Here is a 21,985-nt window from a genome sequence, read left to right on the forward strand (position 1 = left end):
CGCGGCCCCCTCGGGGGCCGCTCATTGGACGGAGAGTTCGATCCTGGCTCAGGATGAACGCTGGCGGCGCGCCTAACACATGCAAGTCGAACGGCACCCGCCCTCGGGCGGAAGCGAGTGGCGAACGGCTGAGTAACACGTGACCAACCTGCCCTGCGCTCCGGAATAGCCGCGGGAAACCGCGGGTAATACCGGATGCGCCGGACCGCCGCATGGCGGCCCGGCGAAAGCTCCGGCGGCGCGGGATGGGGTCGCGGCCCATCAGGTAGACGGCGGGGCGAGGGCCCACCGTGCCGACGACGGGTAGCCGGGTTGAGAGACCGAACGGCCAGATTGGGACTGAGACACGGCCCAGACTCCTACGGGAGGCAGCAGTGGGGAATCTTGCGCAATGGGGGGAACCCTGACGCAGCGACGCCGCGTGCGGGAGGAAGGCCTTCGGGTCGCAGACCGCTTTCAGCAGGGAAGAGATCAGACGGTACCTGCAGAAGAAGCCCCGGCTAACTACGTGCCAGCAGCCGCGGTAATACGTAGGGGGCAAGCGTTATCCGGATTCATTGGGCGTAAAGCGCGCGTAGGCGGCCAGGCAGGCCGGGCGTCAAATCCGGGGGCTCAACCCCCGCTCGCGCCCGGAACCGCCCGGCTCGGGTCCGGTATGGGAGGGTGGAATTCCCGGTGTAGCGGTGGAATGCGCAGATATCGGGAGGAACACCGGTGGCGAAGGCGGCCCTCTGGGCCGGTACCGACGCTGAGGCGCGAAAGCTGGGGGAGCGAACAGGATTAGATACCCTGGTAGTCCCAGCCGTAAACGATGGACGCTAGGTGTGGGGGGACGATCCCCCCGTGCCGCAGCCAACGCATTAAGCGTCCCGCCTGGGGAGTACGGCCGCAAGGCTAAAACTCAAAGGAATTGACGGGGGCCCGCACAAGCAGCGGAGCATGTGGCTTAATTCGAAGCGACGCGAAGAACCTTACCAGGGCTTGACATGCAGCTGAAGCCGGGGAGACCCGGTGGCCGGAAGGAGGCTGCGCAGGTGGTGCATGGCTGTCGTCAGCTCGTGTCGTGAGATGTTGGGTTAAGTCCCCGCAACGAGCCGCAACCCCCGCCGCATGTTGCCATCAGGTAATGGCTGGGAACCCATGCGGGACCGCCGGCGTCAAGCCGGAGGAAGGCGGGGACGACGTCAAGTCATCATGCCCCTTATGCCCCTGGGCTGCACACGTGCTACAATGGCCGGTACAGCGGGATGCGATGGCGCGAGCCGGAGCGGATCCCACAAAGCCGGCCCCAGTTCGGATCGGGGGCTGCAACCCGCCCCCGTGAAGTCGGAGTTGCTAGTAATCGCGGATCAGCATGCCGCGGTGAATGCGTTCCCGGGCCTTGTACACACCGCCCGTCACACCACCCGAGTCGTCTGCACCCGAAGCCGCGGGCCCGACCAGCGATGGGGGGACGCGTCGAAGGTGTGGAGGGCGAGGGGGGTGAAGTCGTAACAAGGTAGCCGTACCGGAAGGTGCGGCTGGATCACCTCCTTTCTAGGGAGAGACCTCGAACTAGAAGACAGATACTCGATACTCAGGACCGTTTCTCGGCGCAGCGCGCCCGGCCGGTTCTGTCCTGGCAGCATCCTCGCGGTGTCCGGTCCCCGGGGGTCGACCCCGCGCACCCTGAGAGCCGCATAGCACGAGAAGGGCCGATGCCCGAGAGGCATCGGACCCGATCGATTCTCCATTTTTTTGAAAAGCGAGTGGAAGATCATCTTCGACTTATGATTCATCAGGAATTGAGAGAGATCTGATCGCGCCCCCGAGAGGGGGTGCGGTATGCGACACCCGGGCGCCCCGACGAGGGGCGCCCAACGAATTCGATTGAGCGGCCGGCGGGAGCCGGCCGAGAGACGAGACGAGGCGCCGATGATGGCGCGAACGTGGCCAGGGCCCGTCCGAGGGACGGGAAGATGTCACGGGCGCACGGCGGATGCCTTGGCACAGGGAGCCGACGAAGGACGCGACAAGCTGCGATAAGCCGCGGTGAGGGGCACATGCCCTGCGACCCGCGGATCTCCGAATGGGCGAACCCGCATGGAGCAGTCCATGCATCCCGGGCCCGAACACATAGGGCCCGGGAGGACAACCCGGGGAACTGAAACATCTAAGTACCCGGAGGAGAGGAAATCAATTTCGAGATCCCCCAAGTAGCGGCGAGCGAACGGGGGCCTAGGCCAAACCTGGGAGCGCCGACGGGCCGGAGGGGCCCGGCGCCCCGGGGGTTGCAGGGCCGCGCGCGGCAGGGCCTTCCGCCCTGCCCGGGGAGGCATCGAGGGGAGCCGAACGGCAGTGGGAAGGCCGACGGCACGAGGGTTAGACGTCCCGTAGGCGCACCCTCGGATGTCCCCCGAACGCGGTCCCTGAGTAGGGCCGGGCACGTGAAACCCGGTCCGAATCTGGGTGGACCACCATCCAAGCCTGAATACTCCCCTATGACCGATAGCGAACGAGTACCGTGAGGGAAAGGTGAAAAGCACCCCGGGAGGGGAGTGAAACAGCACCTGAAACCGTGCGCCCACAAGCAGTCGGAGCGGCCCCTTCGGGAGCCGTGACGGCGTGCCTTTTGTAGAATGAGCCAGCGAGCTGCCGGCGCGGGGCGAGGCGAAGCTTTGAAGCGAGCCGCAGCGAAAGCGAGTCCGAACAGGGCGACCGTGAAGTCCCGCGCCGCAGGCGCGAAGCCGGGTGAGCTATCCGCGGGCAGGCTGAAGCGGGGGTAAGACCCCGTGGAGGGCCGAACGCACGTCGGTTGAAAACGGCGGCGATGACCCGCGGATAGGGGTGAAAGGCCAATCAAACCCGGAGATATCTCGTTCTCCCCGAAATAGCTTTAGGGCTAGCGTCGCGCGATCGCCGCCGGAGGTAGAGCACCGGATCGGTGAGGGGGCCTCACCGCCTGCCGAGCCGAACCGAACTCCGAATGCCGGCGGCCGCGAGCGCGGCAGTCAGAGCGCGTGGGCTAAGCCGCGCGCTCGAGAGGGAAACAGCCCAGACCGCCCGCTAAGGTCCCCAATTCCCGGCTGAGTGGCAAAGGATGTGCGTCCGCGCAGACAACCAGGATGTTGGCTCAGAAGCAGCCACGCATTGAAAGAGTGCGTAACAGCTCACTGGTCGAGTGGACATGCGCCGACAATACACGGGGCTAAGCCGGGAACCGAAGCGGCGGACGGCGCCACTGACGTGGCGTCGTGGTAGGGGAGCGTCCCGAGCGGGGCGAAGCCGGCGGGCGACCGCCGGTGGACCGCCCGGGAGCGAGAATGCTGGCATGAGTAGCGAGAGACGAGAGAGAAACTCGTCCGCCGTAAACCCGAGGTTTCCTGGGCGAGGCTAATCCTCCCAGGGTCAGTCGGGGGCTAAGGCGAGGCCGGAAGGCGTAGCCGATGCGCAGCAGGCGAATATTCCTGCACCGCGCGCGCGCCGCGTGACCGACGGGGCGACGGATCGGGGTAGCTCGGCGGGGTTCTGGACGTCCCCGTGATGGAGCGCGGCCCGACGGGGAGGGAAATCCCCCCGTCATGAGGGCGAGGCTCCGGACGAAGCGACTGAGTGAAGCGAGCGAGCCCGGGTCCCGAGAAAAACCCCTAAGGAAGGCGCGCGCGCGCCCGTACCGCAAACCGACACAGGTGGGTGGGTAGAACATACCGAGGCGATCGGGTCAACCATGGTCAAGGAACTCGGCACAATGGCCCCGTAACCTAGGGAGAAGGGGTGCCGCGTCATCGTGGAGGGGCTCAGCCCCCCGAGCGAGAGGCGGCCGCAGTGAAGAGGCCCAAGCGACTGTTTACCAAAAACACAGGACTCTGCACAAGCCGAAAGGCGACGCATAGGGTCTGACGCCTGCCCGGTGCCGGAAGGTCACGCGGAGGGGTCAGCGCGCGAGCGCGAAGCCCCGAAGCCAAGCCCCGGTAAACGGCGGCCGTAACTATAACGGTCCTAAGGTAGCGAAATTCCTTGTCGGGTAAGTTCCGACCTGCACGAACGGCGCAACGACTTGGGCGCTGTCTCGACCATGGTCCCGGTGAAATTGCACTGGTCGTGAAGATGCGACCTTCCCGCGGAAGGACGGAAAGACCCCGTGAACCTTCACTGCAGCTTGGCATTGGCCGCCGAGCGCGCGCGTAGAGGATAGGTGGGAGGCATCGATGCCGGGGCGCCAGCCCCGGCGGAGCCGCCCTTGGAATACCACCCCCGCGCGCCCGGCGTCCTAACCTGCGGCCGCGATCCGGCGCAGGGACCGTGCCAGGTGGGCAGTTTGACTGGGGCGGTCGCCTCCTAAAGAGTAACGGAGGCGCGCGAAGGTCCGCTCGGGACGGTCGGCAACCGTCCTTGAGAGTGCAAGAGCGCAAGCGGGCCTGACTGCGAGACGGACACGTCGAGCAGATGCGAAAGCAGGCTCTAGTGATCCGGCGGCCCCATGTGGGCGGGCCGTCGCTCAACGGATAAAAGGTACTCCGGGGATAACAGGCTGATCTTGCCCAAGAGTCCACATCGACGGCAAGGTTTGGCACCTCGATGTCGGCTCATCGCATCCTGGGGCTGGAGCAGGTCCCAAGGGTACGGCTGTTCGCCGCTTAAAGCGGTACGCGAGCTGGGTTCAGATCGTCGTGAGACAGTTCGGTCCCTATCCTCCGCGGGCGCAGGAGAATCGAGGGAGGCTGCCCCCAGTACGAGAGGACCGGGGTGGACGGACCTCCGGTGCACGGGTTGTCGACCAACGGCATCGCCCGGTAGCCGCGTCCGGCACGGATAACCGCTGAAGGCATATAAGCGGGAAGCCGTTCCCGAGATGAGTTCTCCTTATGGTAAGGGCCCAGGCAGAACACCTGGTCGATAGGCCGCAGGTGCAAGGGGCGCGAGCCCCTCAGCCGAGCGGCACTAATCGCCCGAGCTCTTACCCGCATCCCTCACAAGGGCCCCGAGGGCGCCACGCCCGAGGGTGCCGCGATACACCATCAGATCCCCGATCGGGTCTCCCTTCTCATGTGCTGTGCGGCCCCCAGGGGGGCGCGGGGGAGATCCCCGGACAGACCGATCGGGCGGGGCGCCGCCCACCGGTCAGCGGTCACAGCAGGGGTGGCACGCCCGGAACCGTTCCGAACCCGGAAGCTAAGCCCCCGAGCGCCGATGGTACTGCGGGGTCAGCCCCGTGGGAGAGCAGGACGCCGCTGACCGGTGGACGGCACCGACGCCGGAAGCCGAAGAGGATGGGACCTCCCGCATCGCGGGAGGTCCCTTTTTCTCGTTTCGCGTCCGTTCGCGGGCGCATCGGTGAAGAACCGGATACAATAGATAAGTTGATGCGCACAGGGCTCGCATGACCGATGGAGGTGGGCTTGAAGACGGGAATCGGTGTCGATATCGTCGAGATATCGCGGATGGAGGCGATACTGAAGAAGACCCCTTCCTTCTCGGCCCGGGTCTTCACTGAGGAGGAGCTGAGGGACTGTTCCTCATCCGCGCGGCCCGCCGCGCGTTTCGCATCGCGCTTCGCGGCACGCGAAGCGGTGCTCAAAGCGATGGGGACAGGCTTCAGTCAAGGGATCGGTCGCAAAGACGTCTCGGTCTCCCACGACGAACGCGGACGGCCGATCGTGCTGCTCGATGGAAAAGCACGGGACATCGCGAAAGAGCAGGAAATCGTTGAGATTGCGATCTCGCTCTCCACAGCCGGTGACCTTGCGATAGCCAATGCCATGGCCATCACCGAGCAGGCGCGACCCGCGCCGCACGATAGCTCGTCCGATGAAAAGGAGCTGATATCCCGATCCTTTCGTGATGCGCGCTCGGTCATAGATGAGCTCGAGAGCATGCAGCAATCTGATTCAGTTTCCCCGCAGGGGGGAGAAAACCATGAACCGCGGAGGTGACCATGAAACCAGTTCTGAGCTGTGAGGAAGTGGCTCGACTAGAGGATCTGATAGAAAAGGCCGGTACATCCAAGGCGGAACTCATGGAGTTCGCCGGTGAGTTCGCGGCCTCGATTGTAGCGAAGGCGAACCCGAAACACGTCTTGGTGCTCACCGGATTCGGGAACAACGGCGGTGACGGCTGGGTCGCTGCCGACATTTTGACGCACAAGGGCGTCGCCGTCGATGTCGTGAGCCCGGTCGAACCCGACGAGATCCCTGCGGCACTTGCCAGACATGTTGCACGCAGGACCGCAGAGCGCGAGGTGAGCTTACATGTCGGCCCTTCGCGAGATGAGCTTGTCGATCTCATCAAATCATCGGATGTCGTCGTCGATGCCATTCTCGGCACGGGCTTTCATGGGAAGCTGCGGCCACCGTTCTCGATTTGGATCTCGACGGTGAACGAACTCGCTTCTTCAGTGGTATCAATCGATGTGCCATCCGGCTTGAATGCAGAGACCGGTATCGTAGAGGACGATTGCATTCGGGCGACGCAGACGGCGACGATGCTTACGCCGAAAATTGGGATGTACAGTGCCGAGGGGCCGGAGTTCGTCGGCGAGCTCATCTGCGGCGAGCTCTATGATCGGCTTGACGAGGTTCTCGGTGACGTGGAGCACGCTGCGGAGATCGTCGAGCCGACAGATCTCACCGAGTTCTTCGCACCGCTGCCGGCGAACATAGACAAGTACACGCGCGGCTCGGTCTGCGTGGTCGCCGGCTCCGCAGCTTATCCCGGTGCTGCGATCATGGCTGCAAAGGCCGCGGCACGGGCCGGTGCGGGATACGTGTCGGTTGCCACACCCGATTCATGCGCGGATCTGATCCGCACCGCGCTGCCCTCTGTTCCCGTCATCGCGATTCCATCGGACTCGCGCGGCGCGTTCGGTTCGGTCGCCCGCCAGGCTGTCTCGGAGTTCGCCCATAAGTACAGTTGCGTGCTGTGCGGACCTGGCATGACGACGGGCGCGGGCTGCATACAGATGGTCCGGGAGCTGCTTGAACTCGATGTCCCCCTTCTGCTGGACGCCGATGCGCTCAACTGCCTCTCTGCGCTGGCCGGCGGTGGCATCGATCAGATTCCTGAGCTGTACCGCAGGGACGCCCCGCTTATTCTGACGCCGCACTACCGCGAGCTCTCAAGGCTCGTCGATGACGCTGGTGTGCGCGATCTCGGCAGTGCGATCGAGGCGGCGCACAAAATTCTGTGGGCGGGAGGTTCCGATAACATGGTGGTGGTCGCCAAGGGACCGACCACCGCCGTGGTGGGAGTCGATCATGTTCTGCTTCCGATATCGGGGCCCGCGGCGCTGGCGACCTCAGGATCCGGCGATGTGCTCTCCGGGATCCTCGCGGGCACATCGGTTCTGAGTCGGCGTGTCAGCTTGCGTTGGGACCTGCTTGCCGCATACGGCGTCTCGGTCCATTCCTATACGGGTTACGCTGCCGCAGCGGAATTCGGAGAGAGAAGCGTCATCGCGACGGATCTCATCGATTTGATAGGAGAGGCGATGCGCCTTACGGAGACCGACTATCTGGGTGAAGATCATTCGTGAGCGAATAGGGGGGGATGGTTTCAATGGTGCCTGCGGGAGGGCCGGCGACTCGCTGGGCGTGGGTCGAGATAGACCGCGGTGCGATGCTTCGCAATACGAGAGCGTTCAAGAAGATGCTCAAGCCGCGGCAGCGCCTGTGCTGCGTTCTCAAGGCGGATGCCTACGGTCACGGTGCCGTTGAATCATCGAAGATCATGAGATCGGCGGGTGCCGACATGTTCGCTGTCGCGACGGTGGCCGAGGGAATCGAGCTTCGTCGAGGAGGATGCTCCGCTCCCGTTCTCGTGCTGGGTGAGCCGCCGTGCGATGCGATTCCCGAGTTGCTGGAGAACGATCTGATGCCAGCTGTCTACACCTCGGAATTCGCGCTGGCATTTGGAGAGTGCGCGGTTCAGGTAGACAAAGTCGGAAAGTATCATCTTGCGATCGAGACGGGTATGAACCGCATCGGTGTTCACTATACCAAGGTGGTTTCATTCCGAAGAGGGATCGAGTTCCATCGGGGCATCCAATGCGACGGGGTCTTCACGCATTTCGCGACGGCGGATGATCCTTGCGGGTGGGACTACAAGCTCCAGTGCACGCGCTTTGACGAGGCGGTTCAAGCAATGCGCGACGCGGGCTTCGAATGCGGCATCGTGCACTGCGACAACACTCCCGCTTCTATTCTGGATCCAGAGTCGCATCACGATATGATTCGCGTGGGAATCGGACTCTATGGTTTGCAGCCGGCTGATGCCACCCGCGAGCGCATAAGGCTCGATCCCGTCATGAGCGTTCGCGCTCGAGTCATGCGCGTGGCGTATCCCTCGATGGGAGAAGGTGTCGGATACGGCTTCACCTATCGAGTCCCCCGGGCGACCGTTCAGATCTGCACGCTGCCGATCGGATACGCTGACGGGCTCGCGCGCACGCTATCGAATCGCATGGATGTGCTTTACCGCGGAGGCCGTATCAGACAGGTCGGCAACATCTGCATGGATCAGACGATGGTCGCCATTCAGCAGACGCCGGCCGAACCGATTCCGGAGGCGGAGTACGGCGATCTCATGACGATCGTCGGCAGGGATGGCGATGCCGAGGTGTCCATGGATGAGATGGCGCGGTTGCGCAACACGATCAACTACGAGGTCGCGTGTGATTTCGGCATGCGGCTCGAAAAGATCTACATCTAAGGAGCGATGATGAGCGTCATGCGCATTCCCGGTCATGAGAATCAGGGCCCTCGTGAAGTCGAGCTTCGGGAGGTGCGGGCGGTACTCGGTGAGTGCCGGCGCTGCCAGCTTGCTCAGACTCGCACGAAGATCGTGTTCGGAACCGGTGATGAGAACGCTCGCGTCCTGTTCATCGGCGAGGCGCCCGGCAAGAACGAGGATCTGCAGGGAGAGCCCTTCGTAGGTGCCGCCGGAAAGAACCTGGATGGCATCCTGTCGCTCGCCGGCCTCAGGCGCGAGGAGGTCTACATCGCCAACGTGCTGAAATGTCGACCTCCTGGAAACCGTGATCCGCGTCCCGAGGAGGTGCTGGCCTGCGCCCCGTTTCTCAGGGAGCAGATTCGCAGCATCTGGCCCGATGTCATCGTGACGATGGGCAACCCCGCAACGCATTTCATTCTGAAGACGGAGATCGGGATCACGAGACTTCGCGGTCGGTTTCATCAAATGGGCCGTTTCGCTGTCATGCCCACATTCCATCCGGCTGCCGCGCTGCGCAATCCCGCTTGGCAGGATCTGATCGAGGCTGATTTCAACATGCTCGGTGACTATCTGAGAAGGCACGCAGCTCCAACGGCTCTCGACGACACGGCGTCAAGTGCGAGTCCAAAGGGGGAGACGCATGTCGATCGCACGTGATCGCGCCCGTCGATACCGTACGGAGACGCCGCAGGACACCCGTCATCTCGGAAGGCTCATCGCGTCCCATCTCATCGAGGGCGATGTCATCATCCTTTCGGGGGGTCTCGGAGTCGGCAAGACACAGCTGACATCGGGCATCGCTCAAGGGCTTGGTGACACACGGCCGGTGAGGAGCCCGACGTTCGCCATTCAATCGATCCACGATGGCGGTCGGCTGCCACTGTTTCACTTCGATCTCTACAGACTTGAGCACGCCCGCCAACTCGAGGACACGGGCATATTCGATGTTCTCGCAATCGAGGGCGCATGCGTTCTGGAATGGGGCGAGCGGTTTCAAGAAGAGCTCGTCGATGAATATCTGAGCGTGCTGATCACCCGATGCGGTGAGACGACGCGCTCGATCGCACTCGAAGCGCACGGCGCGCGCGCCGAGCAGCTCGCGGCGAGCGTCGATGCCGCCCTATGTGAAACCACGCCAGACGGGGCGGGTGATGAGCATGAGTGAACCGCGCCGTAATCTCGTGGTGGCGCTTGACACCTCCACCGACATGCTCGCCTGCGCACTCGCTTGGTGGACGCCGCGTGCCGAAGACGATAGCGCTGCGCCGCGCGCTTCGGTCGAGTTGATCGCTCAGCGAGACCATCTGTGTCGCCGGCATGCGAACGTCGAGCTGATCGCAACGATCGAGGACGCGCTTTCCGAGGCCGGAAAGCAGATCTTCGATGTGGACGCGTTTCTCGTCGGTCGGGGGCCCGGTTCGTTCACGGGAGTGCGCATCGGGATCTCGACGGCGAAGGGTCTGGCTCGTGGGGCCATGAGGGTGCTTCACGGCACCTCTACTCTTGATGCGACAGCTTGGACGGCGTGGCGAGGCGGTGTGCGCGGCCTTTTGGGCGTGGCCGCCGATGCGATGCGCGGAGAGATCTATCCCGGATTGTACCGGCTGGACGAGACGGGCGTCGTCCGTCTGTTCGATCGCGAGCGCGTCGAGAAGGCGGACGCGGCGGTCGCGGCATGGGCAGATCGGTCGGATGCGCGCGATCTGCAGCTGACCGGCGACGGACTCGTGCGCTACAACGAGAAGTTCGACGATGCGGGCCTCACACGTCGCGTGGACCGTGCGCTGTGGTGGCCCTCGGGCGCAGGTCTGCTGCTGGCCGCTGCGAGCCCGGCTCGCTATGACGGGGCCGAGAGCGGCGACCCCGCAGGGGTGCTGCCGATCTACACCCGCCTGTCCGACGCGGAGGAGAACGAGCGGGTGAGACTCGGCCGGCAAGACCGTCGGCTCTTTGCCAGCGGGGTGGCCGACGAGCTTTCCGGCAGGCACCTGCATGTTCGACCGATGGCCGCAGCAGATGTCGAGGCGGCGGCGGCCCTGGATGCGCGCGCGTTTCATGACGCCGCGCATCGGCCGTGGTCAGCCGATATGTTTCTCTCCGAGATCGACGGTCGCGCCGCCGCCCCCCGTCTGTGGTGGGTAGCACTCGATTGCGGCGAGCTGGTCGGGATCGCGGGGGGCATGGTCGTGGAGCGCGATGTCGAGATCCTCGATGTCGTCGTTCGTCCGGACAACAGGCGACGCGGCATCGCGCGCCGTCTGCTGGCGCATGTGAGCTACGATGCTCAGATGCTCGGTTGCACGAGCGCATCGCTCGAGGTCGAATCCGGAAGCAACGGCGCCACCGCGCTCTACGAGAGTCTGGGGTTCCGCAGATGCGGTTGTCGTCGCGACTATTACGGACCAGGTGCCGACGCGGTGCTCATGAGCGCTGCGCTGCCGCTCGTCCTTCCGATCAGCGATACGCGTCCGGAGCCCACGGCGAGCGCTGCGCGCACGTGGCCGCCCGCCAGGCAGCGGCGCGCGCGCAGCGAGTCCGCCCTGATCGCGCGACGAGCTCCCATCTTGGCGATCGAGAGCTCGTGCGACGAGACGGCGGTCGCGATCATCGACGCAGATGGCGTGCTGCTCGCGAACCAGATATCGACTCAGATCGACTTTCATGCTCGTTTCGGTGGCGTAGTGCCGGAGATCGCATCGAGAAAGCACGTCGAGGCTATAGTGGGCGTCGTGGATGCCGCTCTCGACGAGGCGAGCCGCGCTCTCGGACTCGAAGGTGGCCCTCTTGCGCCCACAGAGCTTGCCGCAGTCGGTGTGACGCAAGGACCTGGGCTCGTCGGGGCCCTCGTGGTCGGGATCGCGTTCGCGAAGGGCTTTGCCTATGCAGCCGGTATCCCCCTCGTGACCGTGAATCATCTCGAAGGCCACCTCTTCGCCAACCTGCTCGATTCGCCCGATCTCGAACCGCCGTTCATTTTCACGCTCGTTTCCGGTGGTCACACGATGCTCGTGCACGTTTGCGCCTGGGGTGATTACGAGGTTTTAGGAGAGACGCTCGACGATGCCGTCGGCGAGGCGTTCGATAAGGTGGCCAAAGCGCTCGGCTTGGGATATCCCGGCGGCCCGGTTATCTCCCGATTGGCAAAGGAAGGCGATCCTCACGCGATTGAATTCCCGCGTGCGATGATGCACAGCCATGACTTCCGGTTCTCGCTCTCAGGATTAAAGACCGCGGTCATTACATATATCGATCAGCAGACGAAAGCGGGGCTCGTCATCCACCTGCCGGACCTTGCGGCTTCGTTTGAAGCGGCTGTCTTCGATGTCCAATACAAGAAGGCGGCAGAGGCGCTCAGAGCGACCGGGGTGCGCTCGTATTGTCTGGGCGGCGGCGTGGCGGCCAATCCGCATCTGCGGCAGATGCTGACAGAGAAACTCGAGCGCGACGGCATCCGCGTACACCTGCCGCCCGTGAGCGCGTGCACCGATAACGCCGCCATGATCGCCATGGTGGCCAGAAGAAAATTCGCTCAGGGCGATTTCGCCTCGTTCGACGTCGATGCGGATCCGAATATGACACTGTAGCTGCCATGCGGGAGCAATCCATGGTATGAACGCGGATATCCACTCATTTCCGCTTCGGCCCGGCCAAGTGTGTTCCTGCTGACGTCGCGCATGTCTCCTCGGATTCGGGAAGCAATACCAAGTGATCCGCCTGCAACCTGCAAGCCGTTGATGCGCCGATCTTCCTTGGGGAGCCACCGAGGAAGAAGATGAATGGCAGATTCGCATAGAATATCATTGGCTGGGGCAGAGGGATTCGAACCCCCGTAGCTGGCACCAAAAACCAGAGTCCTGCCGCTGGACGATGCCCCAGTTCGCATATGGCTGCCGGCAGAGCCGACAGCACGGTGTACAAGTGTACCTAATCGCTCATCGCATCGCAAACGCCGTCCAGAAGACGGACGGCGAGGGTCTGAGCATCGCCCGAGGTGAATGTGCCGTTGTATTTGGTCATCCCGGTGAGCTCGATGCGCAGGAACGCCGGACGCTCGGTTGCCGCAACATAGGCCGTCCGAATGCGCTGCGCAAGATTCGAGCTTTCTGCCAGTGTGATCGTTGCACGAGGTTCGCTGTCTGAAGGAAGCTCGTCGCTTGCGATCTCGAGCACCAAGTCGCAGTCAGCGGGTGTTTCGGAGTCGCAGAGGACCATGCCGCTTCCGTTCGTCGTCGCCGATGCGATGTTCCACATCCGCGAGGCGACGTTGCGCGCGATGGGATCCTCGCCGATCACCGCGATGTGATATCGCTCGAGCACGCTTGCCGCGCGTGCGAACCCCGGCCGCGCATCGGTGTTGGCCGTCGAGGGCTTGCCCTTCCACACGTGGCGCAGACGATCGATGTAGCTGAAGGTGTCTTGAAACGCCATGCCATCTGCGAATAGTCCGACGTTCTCTTGAAACTGCTGGAGAGCGGCCTCGGTGTGAGGTCCGAAGTGGCTGTCGGCGCTGCCGCAGCTGAAACCGAGCGTGTTCAGAGCCGTCTGCAGTTCGCGGACATCGGCTCCGTGAAAATTCGGGAGCCTCAGGTAAAGGGTTCGATCGCCAAGCCTATATGAGGCATCGACGAGCTTGCTCCAGCATGCCATGTCGACCTGCTCGCCGTCAGGGAGAGCCTTGCTCTGACGAAACGAGCGAACGGCCCGCGCGGTGCTCGAGCCGAAACGCTGATCATCGAGCTCTGTGGCATCGATCGCGTGTCCCAGCAGGACAAGGCGCGTCTGAACGTCCTCGACAGCAGGACCCTGCATTCCTGCGGTGATCGGCTCCATCTGAATTCCCTCCTTGAAGGCTGGGCCGAATGCGGTTTCGCTCGGCGAGCCAGCCCCTGATGATCCTCTACAGTCTAGCAACTTCGCAACTGCGTGGATCGCCGTTCATGCAAAACACCGCTAACTGACTCGCTCGATAAAGAAATCCGCCATGGAGATGAACAGACGGCGGCACTCCGCGTCCAGCTCGATACCCGCCAGGGCGCGCTTCGCATGGGCGATGAGCTCGACCGCGCGCTCGCTGGCGAAGGCAATCGAGTTCGTCTGTCGGAAGATCTCGACCGCACGCTCGAGAACCGCAGGATCTGTCGAGGCGGATTCGAGGATGTCGACCAGCTCATCATGGTAGGCGTCGTCAAGCAACGCATGCACGCAAATGAGCGTGCGCTTTCCCTGCGTGATATCGCTTCTGACATCTTTTCCGCCACCATCGAGCGGCTGAAGGTTGATCAGATCATCTTGAATCTGAAACGCCAGACCGCAGGCCAGACCGAACGAGCGCAGTCCCTCCACCTGGACCTCGCATCCTCCGCCGGCGATGGCGCCGCATGCGAGCGGGACCGCACCGCTGTACCAAGCGGTCTTGCGCGTTGCCATGTCGAGGTAATCCTCTACCGTGAGATCATATCGGGCGTCTCGCGCCCACCCGAGATCAAGCGCTTGACCCTCGATCGTGCGTCGCGTCATTTCGACAAGTTCCCGCAGAAGCCTGATCTTGAGTTCGTCTCCAAGGTTCGCATCATCGAGAACGGCAGCCGTCATAGATATGAGCTCGAGATCCCCGCAGTTGATCGCTATTCCCTCGCCTTCGGTGACATGCAGACAGGGCGCCCCTCGTCTCGTATTGCCGCGATCGGCGATGTCATCATGTATGAGCGCTGCGGACTGAAAGTGCTCGATCGCCGTCGCCACATCGAGCGCGGCGGCGGCGTCGCCTCCGACGGCGCGCGCCGCGAGCATGCAGATGAGCGGACGATGTCGCTTGCCCCCGTTGCGCGAGAACCGAGCGAGGGGGGCATAGAGATACGCGTCGATATCGGCGCGATCGGTCCGATCGCAGAAGAAATCAGCGATCCTGCGCTCGAGGTCTTGATGCTCGGCGGCGAGGAAATCGGCAAACGAGGTGGACACGGGTACTGCTTTCTGCGTGGCGAGAAGTCGAGACAAAGATGCTATTCGGTGCCGAAGCCCTCTGGGTTGGCCGATTGCCATCTCCATGAGTCTCGGCACATGTCATCGAGATCATAGCGGGCGCGCCAGCCGAGCACGCGCTGCGCCTTCGAGGCGTCGCACCAGTTGGCGGCGATGTCTCCGGCGCGGCGCGGACAGATGCGATAGGGCAGCTTCCGTCCGCACGCGCCCTCGAAGGCATGAATGACATCGAGTACCGACGATCCGGTGCCCGTGCCCAAGTTGAACACGTTCACCTCGGATCTTCCCTTCATCCAACCGAGCGCGCAGACATGCCCGCGAGCCAGATCGACGACGTGGATGTAGTCGCGCACACCGGTTCCATCCGGGGTCGGATAATCGTCACCAAAGACCTGCACGGCGTCTCGCTTGCCGACGGCGACCTGAGCGACGTAGGGCACCAGATTGTTCGGAATCCCCTTGGGGTCCTCACCGATCAGGCCCGAGGGGTGCGCGCCGATCGGGTTGAAGTAGCGCAAGAGCACGATATTCCATGCGGGATCCGACGTATGCAGATCCGTCAGGATCTGCTCGATCATCCACTTCGTCCATCCATAGGGATTTGTCGCGGGCTTCTTCGGATCGAGTTCGGTGACGGGTGGATGATCCGGATCCCCGTAGACGGTCGAGGAGCTTGAGAAGATGATCGAAGTGCATCCGTGCGCTCGCATGACATCGCAGAGCACCAAGGTGCTGCCGATGTTGTTCCGATAATACTCAAGCGGCTTCTCGACGCTCTCGCCCACCGCCTTGAAACCAGCGAAGTGAATGACGCCATCGATGTCCTGGTTGGAGAAGATGCGTTCCATCGCATCGCGATCGGCAACATCTGACTCATAGAATGTCAGGTTCTGCGAAGCGCTGGGACCTGCGATCTGTTTGATGCGCTCGATGGCCACCCGGCTCGCGTTCGACAGGTCGTCCACGATCACGACACGGTATCCGCATGCGAGCAGCTCCACTGCCGTGTGCGATCCGATGAACCCGGCTCCACCTGTCACAAGGATGCAGCCCTCAGAGGGGCTCTGCTCAGCTGCCATGGTTCTCCTCTCCGTGAAGACACGCGACGAGAGGGTCGTTGCGCGTCGTCGATTGCTCGAAGTATAGCGTATCTTGTGCCGGAGCCGCTCAGAGCGAATCGCTGCGATGCGGCGATTGATGTTCGGCTATCATGAAAACAACAAGATCGACGCTTCGTGAAGATTTTCCCCTGCTGCGAGAATTGCGCTATCCTGATCCCATGACCATGGGACGACATAAACACGCAGCATCAAACGGAGTTCATATGTTCCACTGCATCGGACCGAAGTCTTGGACCGGGCGGCAACATCCCGAATCGGGAAATACACCGCCACGTGTCACTTCCGTCAAATCTATCACGCGCCGATCCGCCATGCGCGCTCTCGTCGGCTTGACCGCCTCGGCGCTGTTGCTCGGCAGCCCCGTTCAGGCGCTTGCGGAGCCCTCGGCCAGCAAGGAGACACTCGACAAGCTCGGTGACGCCGAGTCCCAGCTCGCTTCCGTTCAAGCGAAACTCGACGAGATCGCCGCGCACTACCAGCAGCTCGCCAAGGCCCAGGACGAAACGCTCTCCCAGATCGAGCAGACGCAGGCCGAGATCGAAAGCAAGCAGGCCGAGATCGAAAGCAAGCAGGCCGAGCTCAAGGCGAAGCGAGCGGTGCTCTCCGAGCGCGTGTCAGCGAGCTATAAGACCAGGGGCAACGACGCGCTGGCGCTCCTGCTGTCATCGGCCTCGTTCGAGGACCTGATCTCCAACGCCTACTATCTCGACGCCATGAACCAGCGGGACCACGACGCCATCGCCGAGGTGCAAAAGATCGAGCGGGAGCTGGATCGCGAGAAGAGCGAGCTCGAGGGCAAGAAATCCGAACTCGAGGATCTGCGCGACAAGCAGGCTCAGCAGCTCGCCGCGGCCCAGGCGGATCAGGCTCAGGTTCAGACCGTGCTCGATAGCGCCAGCGCCGAGGTCAAAGATCTCATGGCACAGCGCGACGCCGAGATCATGGCTGCCGCACAGGCGGAAGCCGAGAAGAAGCGACTGGACGCGCTGGCGCACGCCAACGTCACGCCACCGCCAGCCCCGACCGGCGGTGCCGGTCAGGGTGTCGACGGGTTGAGCGGGGCGCAGAGCCGTGTGCTGAATTCCTGCAACAGCACGCCGTGTCCCGGAGCGAGTCTATGTGCGGCGTGGGTATCCAACGTATTCCAGAACGCGGGTTTGGGCTCGGTGAGCGGCAACGCGAACGATATGTACTCGCGGTGGTGCACGAGCTCCAACAAGGACAGCCTGAAAGTTGGCATGATCGTCGCCGTCTCCACGTACACGAAGACCACGGCCGGGCGCACCTACGGACATGTGGGCATCTACGTCGGCAACAATCAGATCATGGAGAGCATCGGCTATATCCATCTCAACGATTTGAACAGCTGGATAGCCTACTACGGGGATACCGTGACGCCGCGTTGGGGATGGGCGAACGGCATCGATCTCAGCACGCGGGGCTAGTCGCGCGGAATCGAGCTCAGCGAGCACCATCGTCGGCAATCGGCGTGATATCCGGATCTGTATTGCTCTCTGCACGGAGTTGAGCGCCCGGAGGGCCCCCGTGAGCGCGATGTCTTGGATGCGGTCACGCTACCGGAAAAAACCTGCAGCGATGAGCGCCGCGATGTAGATGATCAGGACGCCCAGAGCGCTTCCGTCATGACGGGGGTCGAAGCGCATGACATGATAGTGCGTGCGATCCCGTCCACCCAGGTAGCAACGGGCATCCATAGCTTTTCCGAGGTTCTCCGCGTGGCGCAGCGCGCCGGCGAACAGAGGCACGAGCAGCGGGATGCTCGATCGCACGTAGCCAAGCGCGCTTCTGTTCTCGAGGTCGGCTCCCCGCGCGGTCTGCGCGGTGATGATGTCGTCTGCTTCCTGCGCGATCGTGGGCACGAAGCGCAAGGCTATGGACAAAGTGAACATCGTTCGGCTCACCGGCATGCCGATGCGCTCGAGCGGCCTGAGCAGTCGCTCTGCGGCGTCGGTGAGCACGATCGGCTGCGTTGTGAACATAAGCAGCGATCCCGCGATCAGCAGAAAGATGAGTCTCATCGTATACAGGATGGCTGCGGAGACGCCATCTGAGTAGATGCGTATGGGACCAGCGACGATCAAAAGATCTCCGGTTCTGGCAAAGAACAGGTTGATGACCGAGGTGAGCACGAAAAAGAGCACGAGAGGTCGCAGCTGAGCGAGCAGGCGGCCGACGGGCACGTGCGCCGCCGCTATGGCGCTGGCGATGAGGATCCCGGCAAGAAGGAGCGTGACACCGTTCGATATGAACAGGCAGCTCGCCATGAACACGATGGCGAAGATCAGTTTCACACGCGGATCCATGGAGTGGACCGGTGAGACAGCCGAATAGTAGCGGCCGATGTCAACGCGCAAGGCCATAAGACACCTCCGTCATCAGCTCGCTCAAGGTCAGCGCATCAGCGATGCCGTGAGCCCCGTGAGCTCTGAGCGACCGTGAGAAGCCGAGAGCCGCGGGCGCGCCGAGTCCGAGATCCCGCTCGGTGAAAACACGCTTGGGCGTGCCCTGCTCGCAGCGTTTACCCTCTCTGAGCACGATGACCTCATCGGCGAGCTCTGCGGCGTCATCCATGGAATGGGTAACGAGGAGCAGCGTGGTGCCTCGTGCCTTCAGTTCCGAGACAAGCTTTCGCATGCGCGCCCGCCCTCGCGGATCGAGTCCCGCCATCGGTTCATCGAGCACCAACATCGACGAGCGCAGGGCGAGAACACCTGCGATTGCAACCGAACGCTGCTGTCCACCCGACAGGGCGAACGGCGAGCGTCCAAGCAAGCCCTCCCAGTCCTCGAGGCCGACTGCCTCAAGCGCCGCGCGCACGCGGTCGTCGACCTCGCTGTCGGCCAGGTGCAGGTTGCGCGGACCGAATGCGACGTCCTCATACACGGTCTCGGCGAACAGCTGTCTTTCGGGAAATTGAGAGATGTAGCCGATCTGCTGTCGCAGCACGCCGCGCTGAGCGAGATCGGTCGTATCGATTCCGCCTACGCGCACCGTTCCGACCAGAGGGACCTTGAGCGCGCAGGCGAGTTCGATACAGGTGGACTTGCCCGCGCCCGTGCGGCCGATCAGGGCGGTCAGGCTACCGGGCTCGACGGAGAAGCTCACATCGTCCAAGGCGAGTGGAGCGCGCAAAGAGGATGCAGCGCGTCGCCACAGGCGCAGCCGTCGTCTTCGTGGATCGCGAGGCCTCTCATAGGAGAAGGAGACATGATCGAACTCGATCGCCGGCCTCGCACCGCATGATGCGAAACGATCGGAGGCTCCCGTCTGCTCCCGCCCCTCCGCGATCGTCTGGGATTCTTCCGAGCAGGTGGTGCCGAGTAGCGGCGCGATCGATCCGGCCAGGTTCTCGAGATCCATGGTGAAGGGGACATCGAGACCGAGTCGCTCCAGCCCATCGAGAACCTTGATCGCGAAGGGAAGCTCGAGACCGAGCGCGGTGATCTTCTGGCGATGCGAAAAGACCTCTTCCGGTGTGCCATCGAGAGTGATGCGGCCGTGGTCGAGCACGATAGCGCGATCGGCCGCGATCGCCTCATCCATGAAATGGGTGACGTGCACGACGGTGATCCCCCGCGCGCTCAGTGCTTCGATGATGTCCCGTATCGCCAGCCGTCCGTCGCCATCCAGCATCGCTGATGGTTCATCGAGCAGGAGCAACTCGGGATTCATCGCGAGCGCCCCGGCTACGGCGACACGCTGTCTCTGGCCCCCGGACAGGTCGGACGGATCGGCTTGGGCCAGGGTCGACATATCGACCGCGTCGAGTGCCGAGTCCACGCGCTGCACGATTTCAGGTTGCGGGACCCCCAGGTTCTCAGGCCCGAATGCGACGTCATCGGCTACGATGCTCGTAACCATCTGATCGTCTGGATGCTGGAAGACCATGGCCGCCCGGCGTCTGATAGCCATGGCGCCGCAGGTGTCGGTCGCGGATATGCCGAAGACGCGAACACTGCCCCTGGTCGGAACAAGCAGGGCGTTCATCAGCTGGATCAGCGTCGACTTGCCCGAGCCGTTGGCGCCGAGCACGCATACGTGCTCGCCCGCACGGATGTCGAGTGAGATCCCGTCAAGGACCTCACCGGCAGCGTCGGTGTCGCCGCCGTACCTGAAGCAGACATCGCGCAGACTTATCTGAGGCTTTTCTGACATGGCTGAGGTGGTGCGTACTAGCGAGGTGTCGAGCCGTCGCGCTGATCGAGCGAGTGCAGCGCAGCCATGCTGGATTTGAGCAGCATCTGAGCAGCGAGGACATGGAGCGTCATTTTGATCAGGTTGAAAGGCAGAAGAAATGGGATGATCATGGTCGCGACGTCTCGCATCGAAAACACAGGATAGTACAGCGGAGTGATCACGAGATTGAGAGCACATGACGCTGTGATCGAGATGACGGCACCGATCAGCATGCCAGCAAGCGAGCCGGCGCGTCCTCGATGGCGGTTGTAGATGAACCCTGCCGGAATGACGAGACATGAGGTTGAGACCATGCCCATGATCGCGCCGAACGGACCGGTGAACAGGCGCGGAATCCACGATATGATGGCGGTCGCAGCACCGAGCCGAGGCCCGAACGCACATGCTGCGATCAGGCAGACTATGCCGGATGGATCGTACATGAGCCACGGCATCGCAGGGATGATCGGAATCTGGACAAAGCTCAACAGCAGAGATGCGGCTGTGAACAGGGCGGTGATCGCGATTCTTCTCGTGTTTTCGGGATGGTTCATAAGAACATGTCTCCGTTTCTCTCATCCGGACTGTACCGTCGGCTCCGGACTTGCACCGGATCAGCCACCTGCGTGGGTCGCGGGCTTCCGAGAGGGCGCGGCGCGCCTCACCCCAGTTACCGCCGGTAGGGAATCTCACCCGACCTTGAAACTACGTGACGAAGCATATACCCTATTTCGAGCGGCGTCTACCCGGTCGGGCAATCCGGGCGCGGACGAGGCACTCATGAAGAGCGCTTCGATGCGGCTCGGCTTGGTGGCGGTCCCTCACATCCTGTGCTAGATTGATCGCGAGCCCACCTGTGAACCAAGGAGACAGCGTGTCCGATTCATCCCAGATCAACCAGCTGACCGCCAGCGAGGACGATATGGACCGCCCCTGCGGCAATCGTTTGCCAGACGAGCATCGAAGCCCGCTCGCTCGGCTATGCAGTCGATCTCAGGGACTCCGTCATGCATGAGCACGGGCGCATCGGCGAAGATGTGATATGCGCCCTGGCGGGTGCGGCGGGCGATGACAACGTGGTGCTGGCAGAACCGATGGCCAAGCACACCACATTTCGAATCGGTGGGCCGGCTGACGTAATGGTATCCCCGAGAAGCATCGATGCCTGCGCCGCGTCTCTGGATGTCTGCGCGCAGGCGGGCATACCCGTCCTCATCGTGGGCAACGGCTCGAATCTGCTTGTGGGCGATCGGGGGATCCGCGGCGTCGTCATACGCATGCGCGAAAATCTCGATGCCATCTCCGTGGATGACACACGCATCCGCGCCGAGGCCGGTGCCCTGCTGAGCGATGTCGCCCGCGTGGCCGAGAGCGAATCTCTGACCGGGTTCGAGCCGATCTCGGGCATACCGGCCACGGTCGGCGGGGCCTGCTTCATGAACGCCGGCGCCTATGGGAGCAGCACCGGGGAGGTGCTCGAGTCCGTGACGGCCTACGTACCCGGTGATTCGGGAAATCGAGGTCTGGACCCGGATTCTCGAAAACGGGGCTCCGTTGTCGAGATCGCCCGAGCAGATCTCGAGCTCGACTATCGGAGCAGTCGGGTGAGTCGAGAGGGCCTGATCGTGCTTGCCGCCACCTTCGCGCTCGATCGCGGCGAATCCGCAGCGATTCGCGCCGCGATGCGAGATTTTCGGATGCAGCGCGAGCGCAAGCAGCCTCTTGATGTGCCCTCGGCCGGATCGACCTTCAGACGACCGCCCGGACGCTTCGCCGGCAAGCTGATAATGGACGCCGGACTGCGCGGCACGTGCGTCGGGGGTGCCCGGGTCTCGGACAAGCACTGCGGATTCGTTGTCAACGCCGATCGAGCGACCGCCGCTGACGTGTGCGCTCTCATGGCGCTCGTGCAAAAAAGAGTCAAGCGCAGCTTCGGCGTCGATCTCGAGCCTGAGATTCGTCGCGTCGGTGAGTTCTAG

14 protein-coding genes, 1 tRNA gene, 3 rRNA genes and 1 riboswitch are annotated in these 21,985 nt (G+C 63.0%); of the genes, 11 read left to right on the forward strand and 7 right to left on the reverse strand.

The features are described 5' to 3' along the window. Window positions 1–25: 25 nt before the first annotated feature. From CORGL_RS01010 to tsaD, 9 genes are all read left to right on the forward strand, one after another. Window positions 26–1,536 (forward strand): 16S ribosomal RNA (locus tag CORGL_RS01010). A gap of 415 nt (window positions 1,537–1,951) precedes the next feature. Beyond that, window positions 1,952–4,945, forward strand: a 23S ribosomal RNA gene (locus CORGL_RS01015). A 154-nt stretch (window positions 4,946–5,099) separates the two neighbouring features. Further along, window positions 5,100–5,216: ribosomal RNA gene (rrf, locus tag CORGL_RS01020) — 5S ribosomal RNA — on the forward strand. The 16S, 23S and 5S rRNA genes sit together here, the layout of an rRNA operon. Before the next feature lie 156 nt (window positions 5,217–5,372). Beyond that, on the forward strand, window positions 5,373–5,912 hold the full coding sequence (acpS, locus tag CORGL_RS01025; RefSeq protein ID WP_425358161.1) for a holo-ACP synthase: 540 nt from the start codon (window positions 5,373–5,375) through the stop codon (window positions 5,910–5,912). A 2-nt stretch (window positions 5,913–5,914) separates the two neighbouring features. Further along, window positions 5,915–7,510: an NAD(P)H-hydrate dehydratase gene (locus CORGL_RS01030; RefSeq protein ID WP_013708068.1), complete on the forward strand. Its 1,596-nt coding sequence runs from the start codon at window positions 5,915–5,917 to the stop codon at window positions 7,508–7,510. A 23-nt stretch (window positions 7,511–7,533) separates the two neighbouring features. Then, complete coding sequence (gene alr, locus CORGL_RS01035) at window positions 7,534–8,685, forward strand: alanine racemase (RefSeq protein ID WP_013708069.1); 1,152 nt, start codon at window positions 7,534–7,536, stop codon at window positions 8,683–8,685. Window positions 8,686–8,694: 9 nt separating this feature from the next. After that, window positions 8,695–9,363 carry a uracil-DNA glycosylase gene (locus CORGL_RS01040; protein ID WP_013708070.1) on the forward strand — a complete coding sequence of 223 codons (669 nt, stop codon included), beginning with the start codon at window positions 8,695–8,697 and terminating at the stop codon, window positions 9,361–9,363. Continuing rightward, entirely contained in the window at window positions 9,347–9,871 is a 525-nt protein-coding gene (tsaE, locus tag CORGL_RS01045; RefSeq protein ID WP_013708071.1) for a tRNA (adenosine(37)-N6)-threonylcarbamoyltransferase complex ATPase subunit type 1 TsaE, read from the forward strand. Before CORGL_RS01040 ends, tsaE begins: the two co-directional genes overlap by 17 nt. Continuing rightward, the gene (gene tsaD / locus CORGL_RS01050; RefSeq protein ID WP_013708072.1) at window positions 9,858–12,290 is read left to right on the forward strand and encodes a tRNA (adenosine(37)-N6)-threonylcarbamoyltransferase complex transferase subunit TsaD; all 2,433 of its coding nucleotides are present in this window, start codon (window positions 9,858–9,860) and stop codon (window positions 12,288–12,290) included. Before tsaE ends, tsaD begins: the two co-directional genes overlap by 14 nt. A 217-nt stretch (window positions 12,291–12,507) precedes the next feature. On the opposite strand, the gene CORGL_RS01055 is transcribed toward tsaD, so the two are convergent. From CORGL_RS01055 to galE, 4 genes are all read right to left on the reverse strand, one after another. After that, window positions 12,508–12,581, reverse strand: a tRNA-Gln gene (locus CORGL_RS01055). Window positions 12,582–12,630: 49 nt separating this feature from the next. After that, complete coding sequence (locus CORGL_RS01060; RefSeq protein WP_013708073.1) at window positions 12,631–13,536, reverse strand: peptidoglycan-binding domain-containing protein; 906 nt, start codon at window positions 13,534–13,536, stop codon at window positions 12,631–12,633. A gap of 120 nt (window positions 13,537–13,656) precedes the next feature. Beyond that, on the reverse strand, window positions 13,657–14,667 hold the full coding sequence (locus CORGL_RS01065; protein ID WP_156789749.1) for a polyprenyl synthetase family protein: 1,011 nt from the start codon (window positions 14,665–14,667) through the stop codon (window positions 13,657–13,659). 41 nt (window positions 14,668–14,708) lie between these two features. Further along, entirely contained in the window at window positions 14,709–15,767 is a 1,059-nt protein-coding gene (galE, locus tag CORGL_RS01070; protein WP_013708075.1) for a UDP-glucose 4-epimerase GalE, read from the reverse strand. Between the two features lie 353 nt (window positions 15,768–16,120). Between galE and CORGL_RS01075 the strand changes: the two genes are divergently transcribed. Further along, complete coding sequence (locus CORGL_RS01075) at window positions 16,121–17,254, forward strand: coiled-coil domain-containing protein (RefSeq protein WP_041738472.1); 1,134 nt, start codon at window positions 16,121–16,123, stop codon at window positions 17,252–17,254. Window positions 17,255–17,383: 129 nt separating this feature from the next. Here CORGL_RS01075 and CORGL_RS01080 read toward each other — a convergent pair whose 3' ends face one another. Genes CORGL_RS01080 through CORGL_RS01090 form a run of 3 tightly spaced genes read right to left on the reverse strand, consistent with a single transcriptional unit; the run spans window position 17,384 to window position 20,560 of the window. Further along, a complete protein-coding gene (locus CORGL_RS01080; RefSeq protein ID WP_013708077.1) occupies window positions 17,384–18,190 on the reverse strand; it encodes an energy-coupling factor transporter transmembrane component T family protein in 807 nt (268 codons plus the stop codon). Beyond that, the gene (locus CORGL_RS01085) at window positions 18,174–19,985 is read right to left on the reverse strand and encodes an ABC transporter ATP-binding protein (RefSeq protein WP_013708078.1); all 1,812 of its coding nucleotides are present in this window, start codon (window positions 19,983–19,985) and stop codon (window positions 18,174–18,176) included. The genes CORGL_RS01080 and CORGL_RS01085 overlap by 17 nt, the downstream gene beginning before the upstream one ends. A gap of 17 nt (window positions 19,986–20,002) precedes the next feature. Beyond that, window positions 20,003–20,560: an ECF transporter S component gene (locus CORGL_RS01090; RefSeq protein ID WP_013708079.1), complete on the reverse strand. Its 558-nt coding sequence runs from the start codon at window positions 20,558–20,560 to the stop codon at window positions 20,003–20,005. A gap of 9 nt (window positions 20,561–20,569) precedes the next feature. Continuing rightward, window positions 20,570–20,717, reverse strand: a riboswitch (FMN riboswitch). 296 nt (window positions 20,718–21,013) lie between these two features. Here CORGL_RS01090 and murB point away from each other — a divergent pair. Then, a complete protein-coding gene (gene murB / locus CORGL_RS01095) occupies window positions 21,014–21,985 on the forward strand; it encodes a UDP-N-acetylmuramate dehydrogenase (RefSeq protein WP_013708080.1) in 972 nt (323 codons plus the stop codon).

This window comes from Coriobacterium glomerans PW2, from assembly GCF_000195315.1.
GTDB lineage: Bacteria > Actinomycetota > Coriobacteriia > Coriobacteriales > Coriobacteriaceae > Coriobacterium > Coriobacterium glomerans.

Bases quoted from the DNA above. Each gene is read 5' to 3' on its own strand.
- tsaD (WP_013708072.1), top strand. From the start codon at position 9,858: ATGAGCATGAGTGAACCGCGCCGTAATCTCGTGGTGGCGCTTGACACC.
- tsaE (WP_013708071.1), top strand. From the start codon at position 9,347: ATGTCGATCGCACGTGATCGCGCCCGTCGATACCGTACGGAGACGCCG.
- CORGL_RS01040 (WP_013708070.1), top strand. From the start codon at position 8,695: ATGAGCGTCATGCGCATTCCCGGTCATGAGAATCAGGGCCCTCGTGAA.
- CORGL_RS01060 (WP_013708073.1), bottom strand. From the start codon at position 13,536: ATGGAGCCGATCACCGCAGGAATGCAGGGTCCTGCTGTCGAGGACGTT.
- CORGL_RS01030 (WP_013708068.1), top strand. From the start codon at position 5,915: ATGAAACCAGTTCTGAGCTGTGAGGAAGTGGCTCGACTAGAGGATCTG.
- galE (WP_013708075.1), bottom strand. From the start codon at position 15,767: ATGGCAGCTGAGCAGAGCCCCTCTGAGGGCTGCATCCTTGTGACAGGT.
- CORGL_RS01090 (WP_013708079.1), bottom strand. From the start codon at position 20,560: ATGAACCATCCCGAAAACACGAGAAGAATCGCGATCACCGCCCTGTTC.
- alr (WP_013708069.1), top strand. From the start codon at position 7,534: ATGGTGCCTGCGGGAGGGCCGGCGACTCGCTGGGCGTGGGTCGAGATA.
- CORGL_RS01080 (WP_013708077.1), bottom strand. From the start codon at position 18,190: ATGGCCTTGCGCGTTGACATCGGCCGCTACTATTCGGCTGTCTCACCG.
- CORGL_RS01075 (WP_041738472.1), top strand. From the start codon at position 16,121: ATGCGCGCTCTCGTCGGCTTGACCGCCTCGGCGCTGTTGCTCGGCAGC.
- murB (WP_013708080.1), top strand. From the start codon at position 21,014: ATGCATGAGCACGGGCGCATCGGCGAAGATGTGATATGCGCCCTGGCG.
- CORGL_RS01085 (WP_013708078.1), bottom strand. From the start codon at position 19,985: ATGTCAGAAAAGCCTCAGATAAGTCTGCGCGATGTCTGCTTCAGGTAC.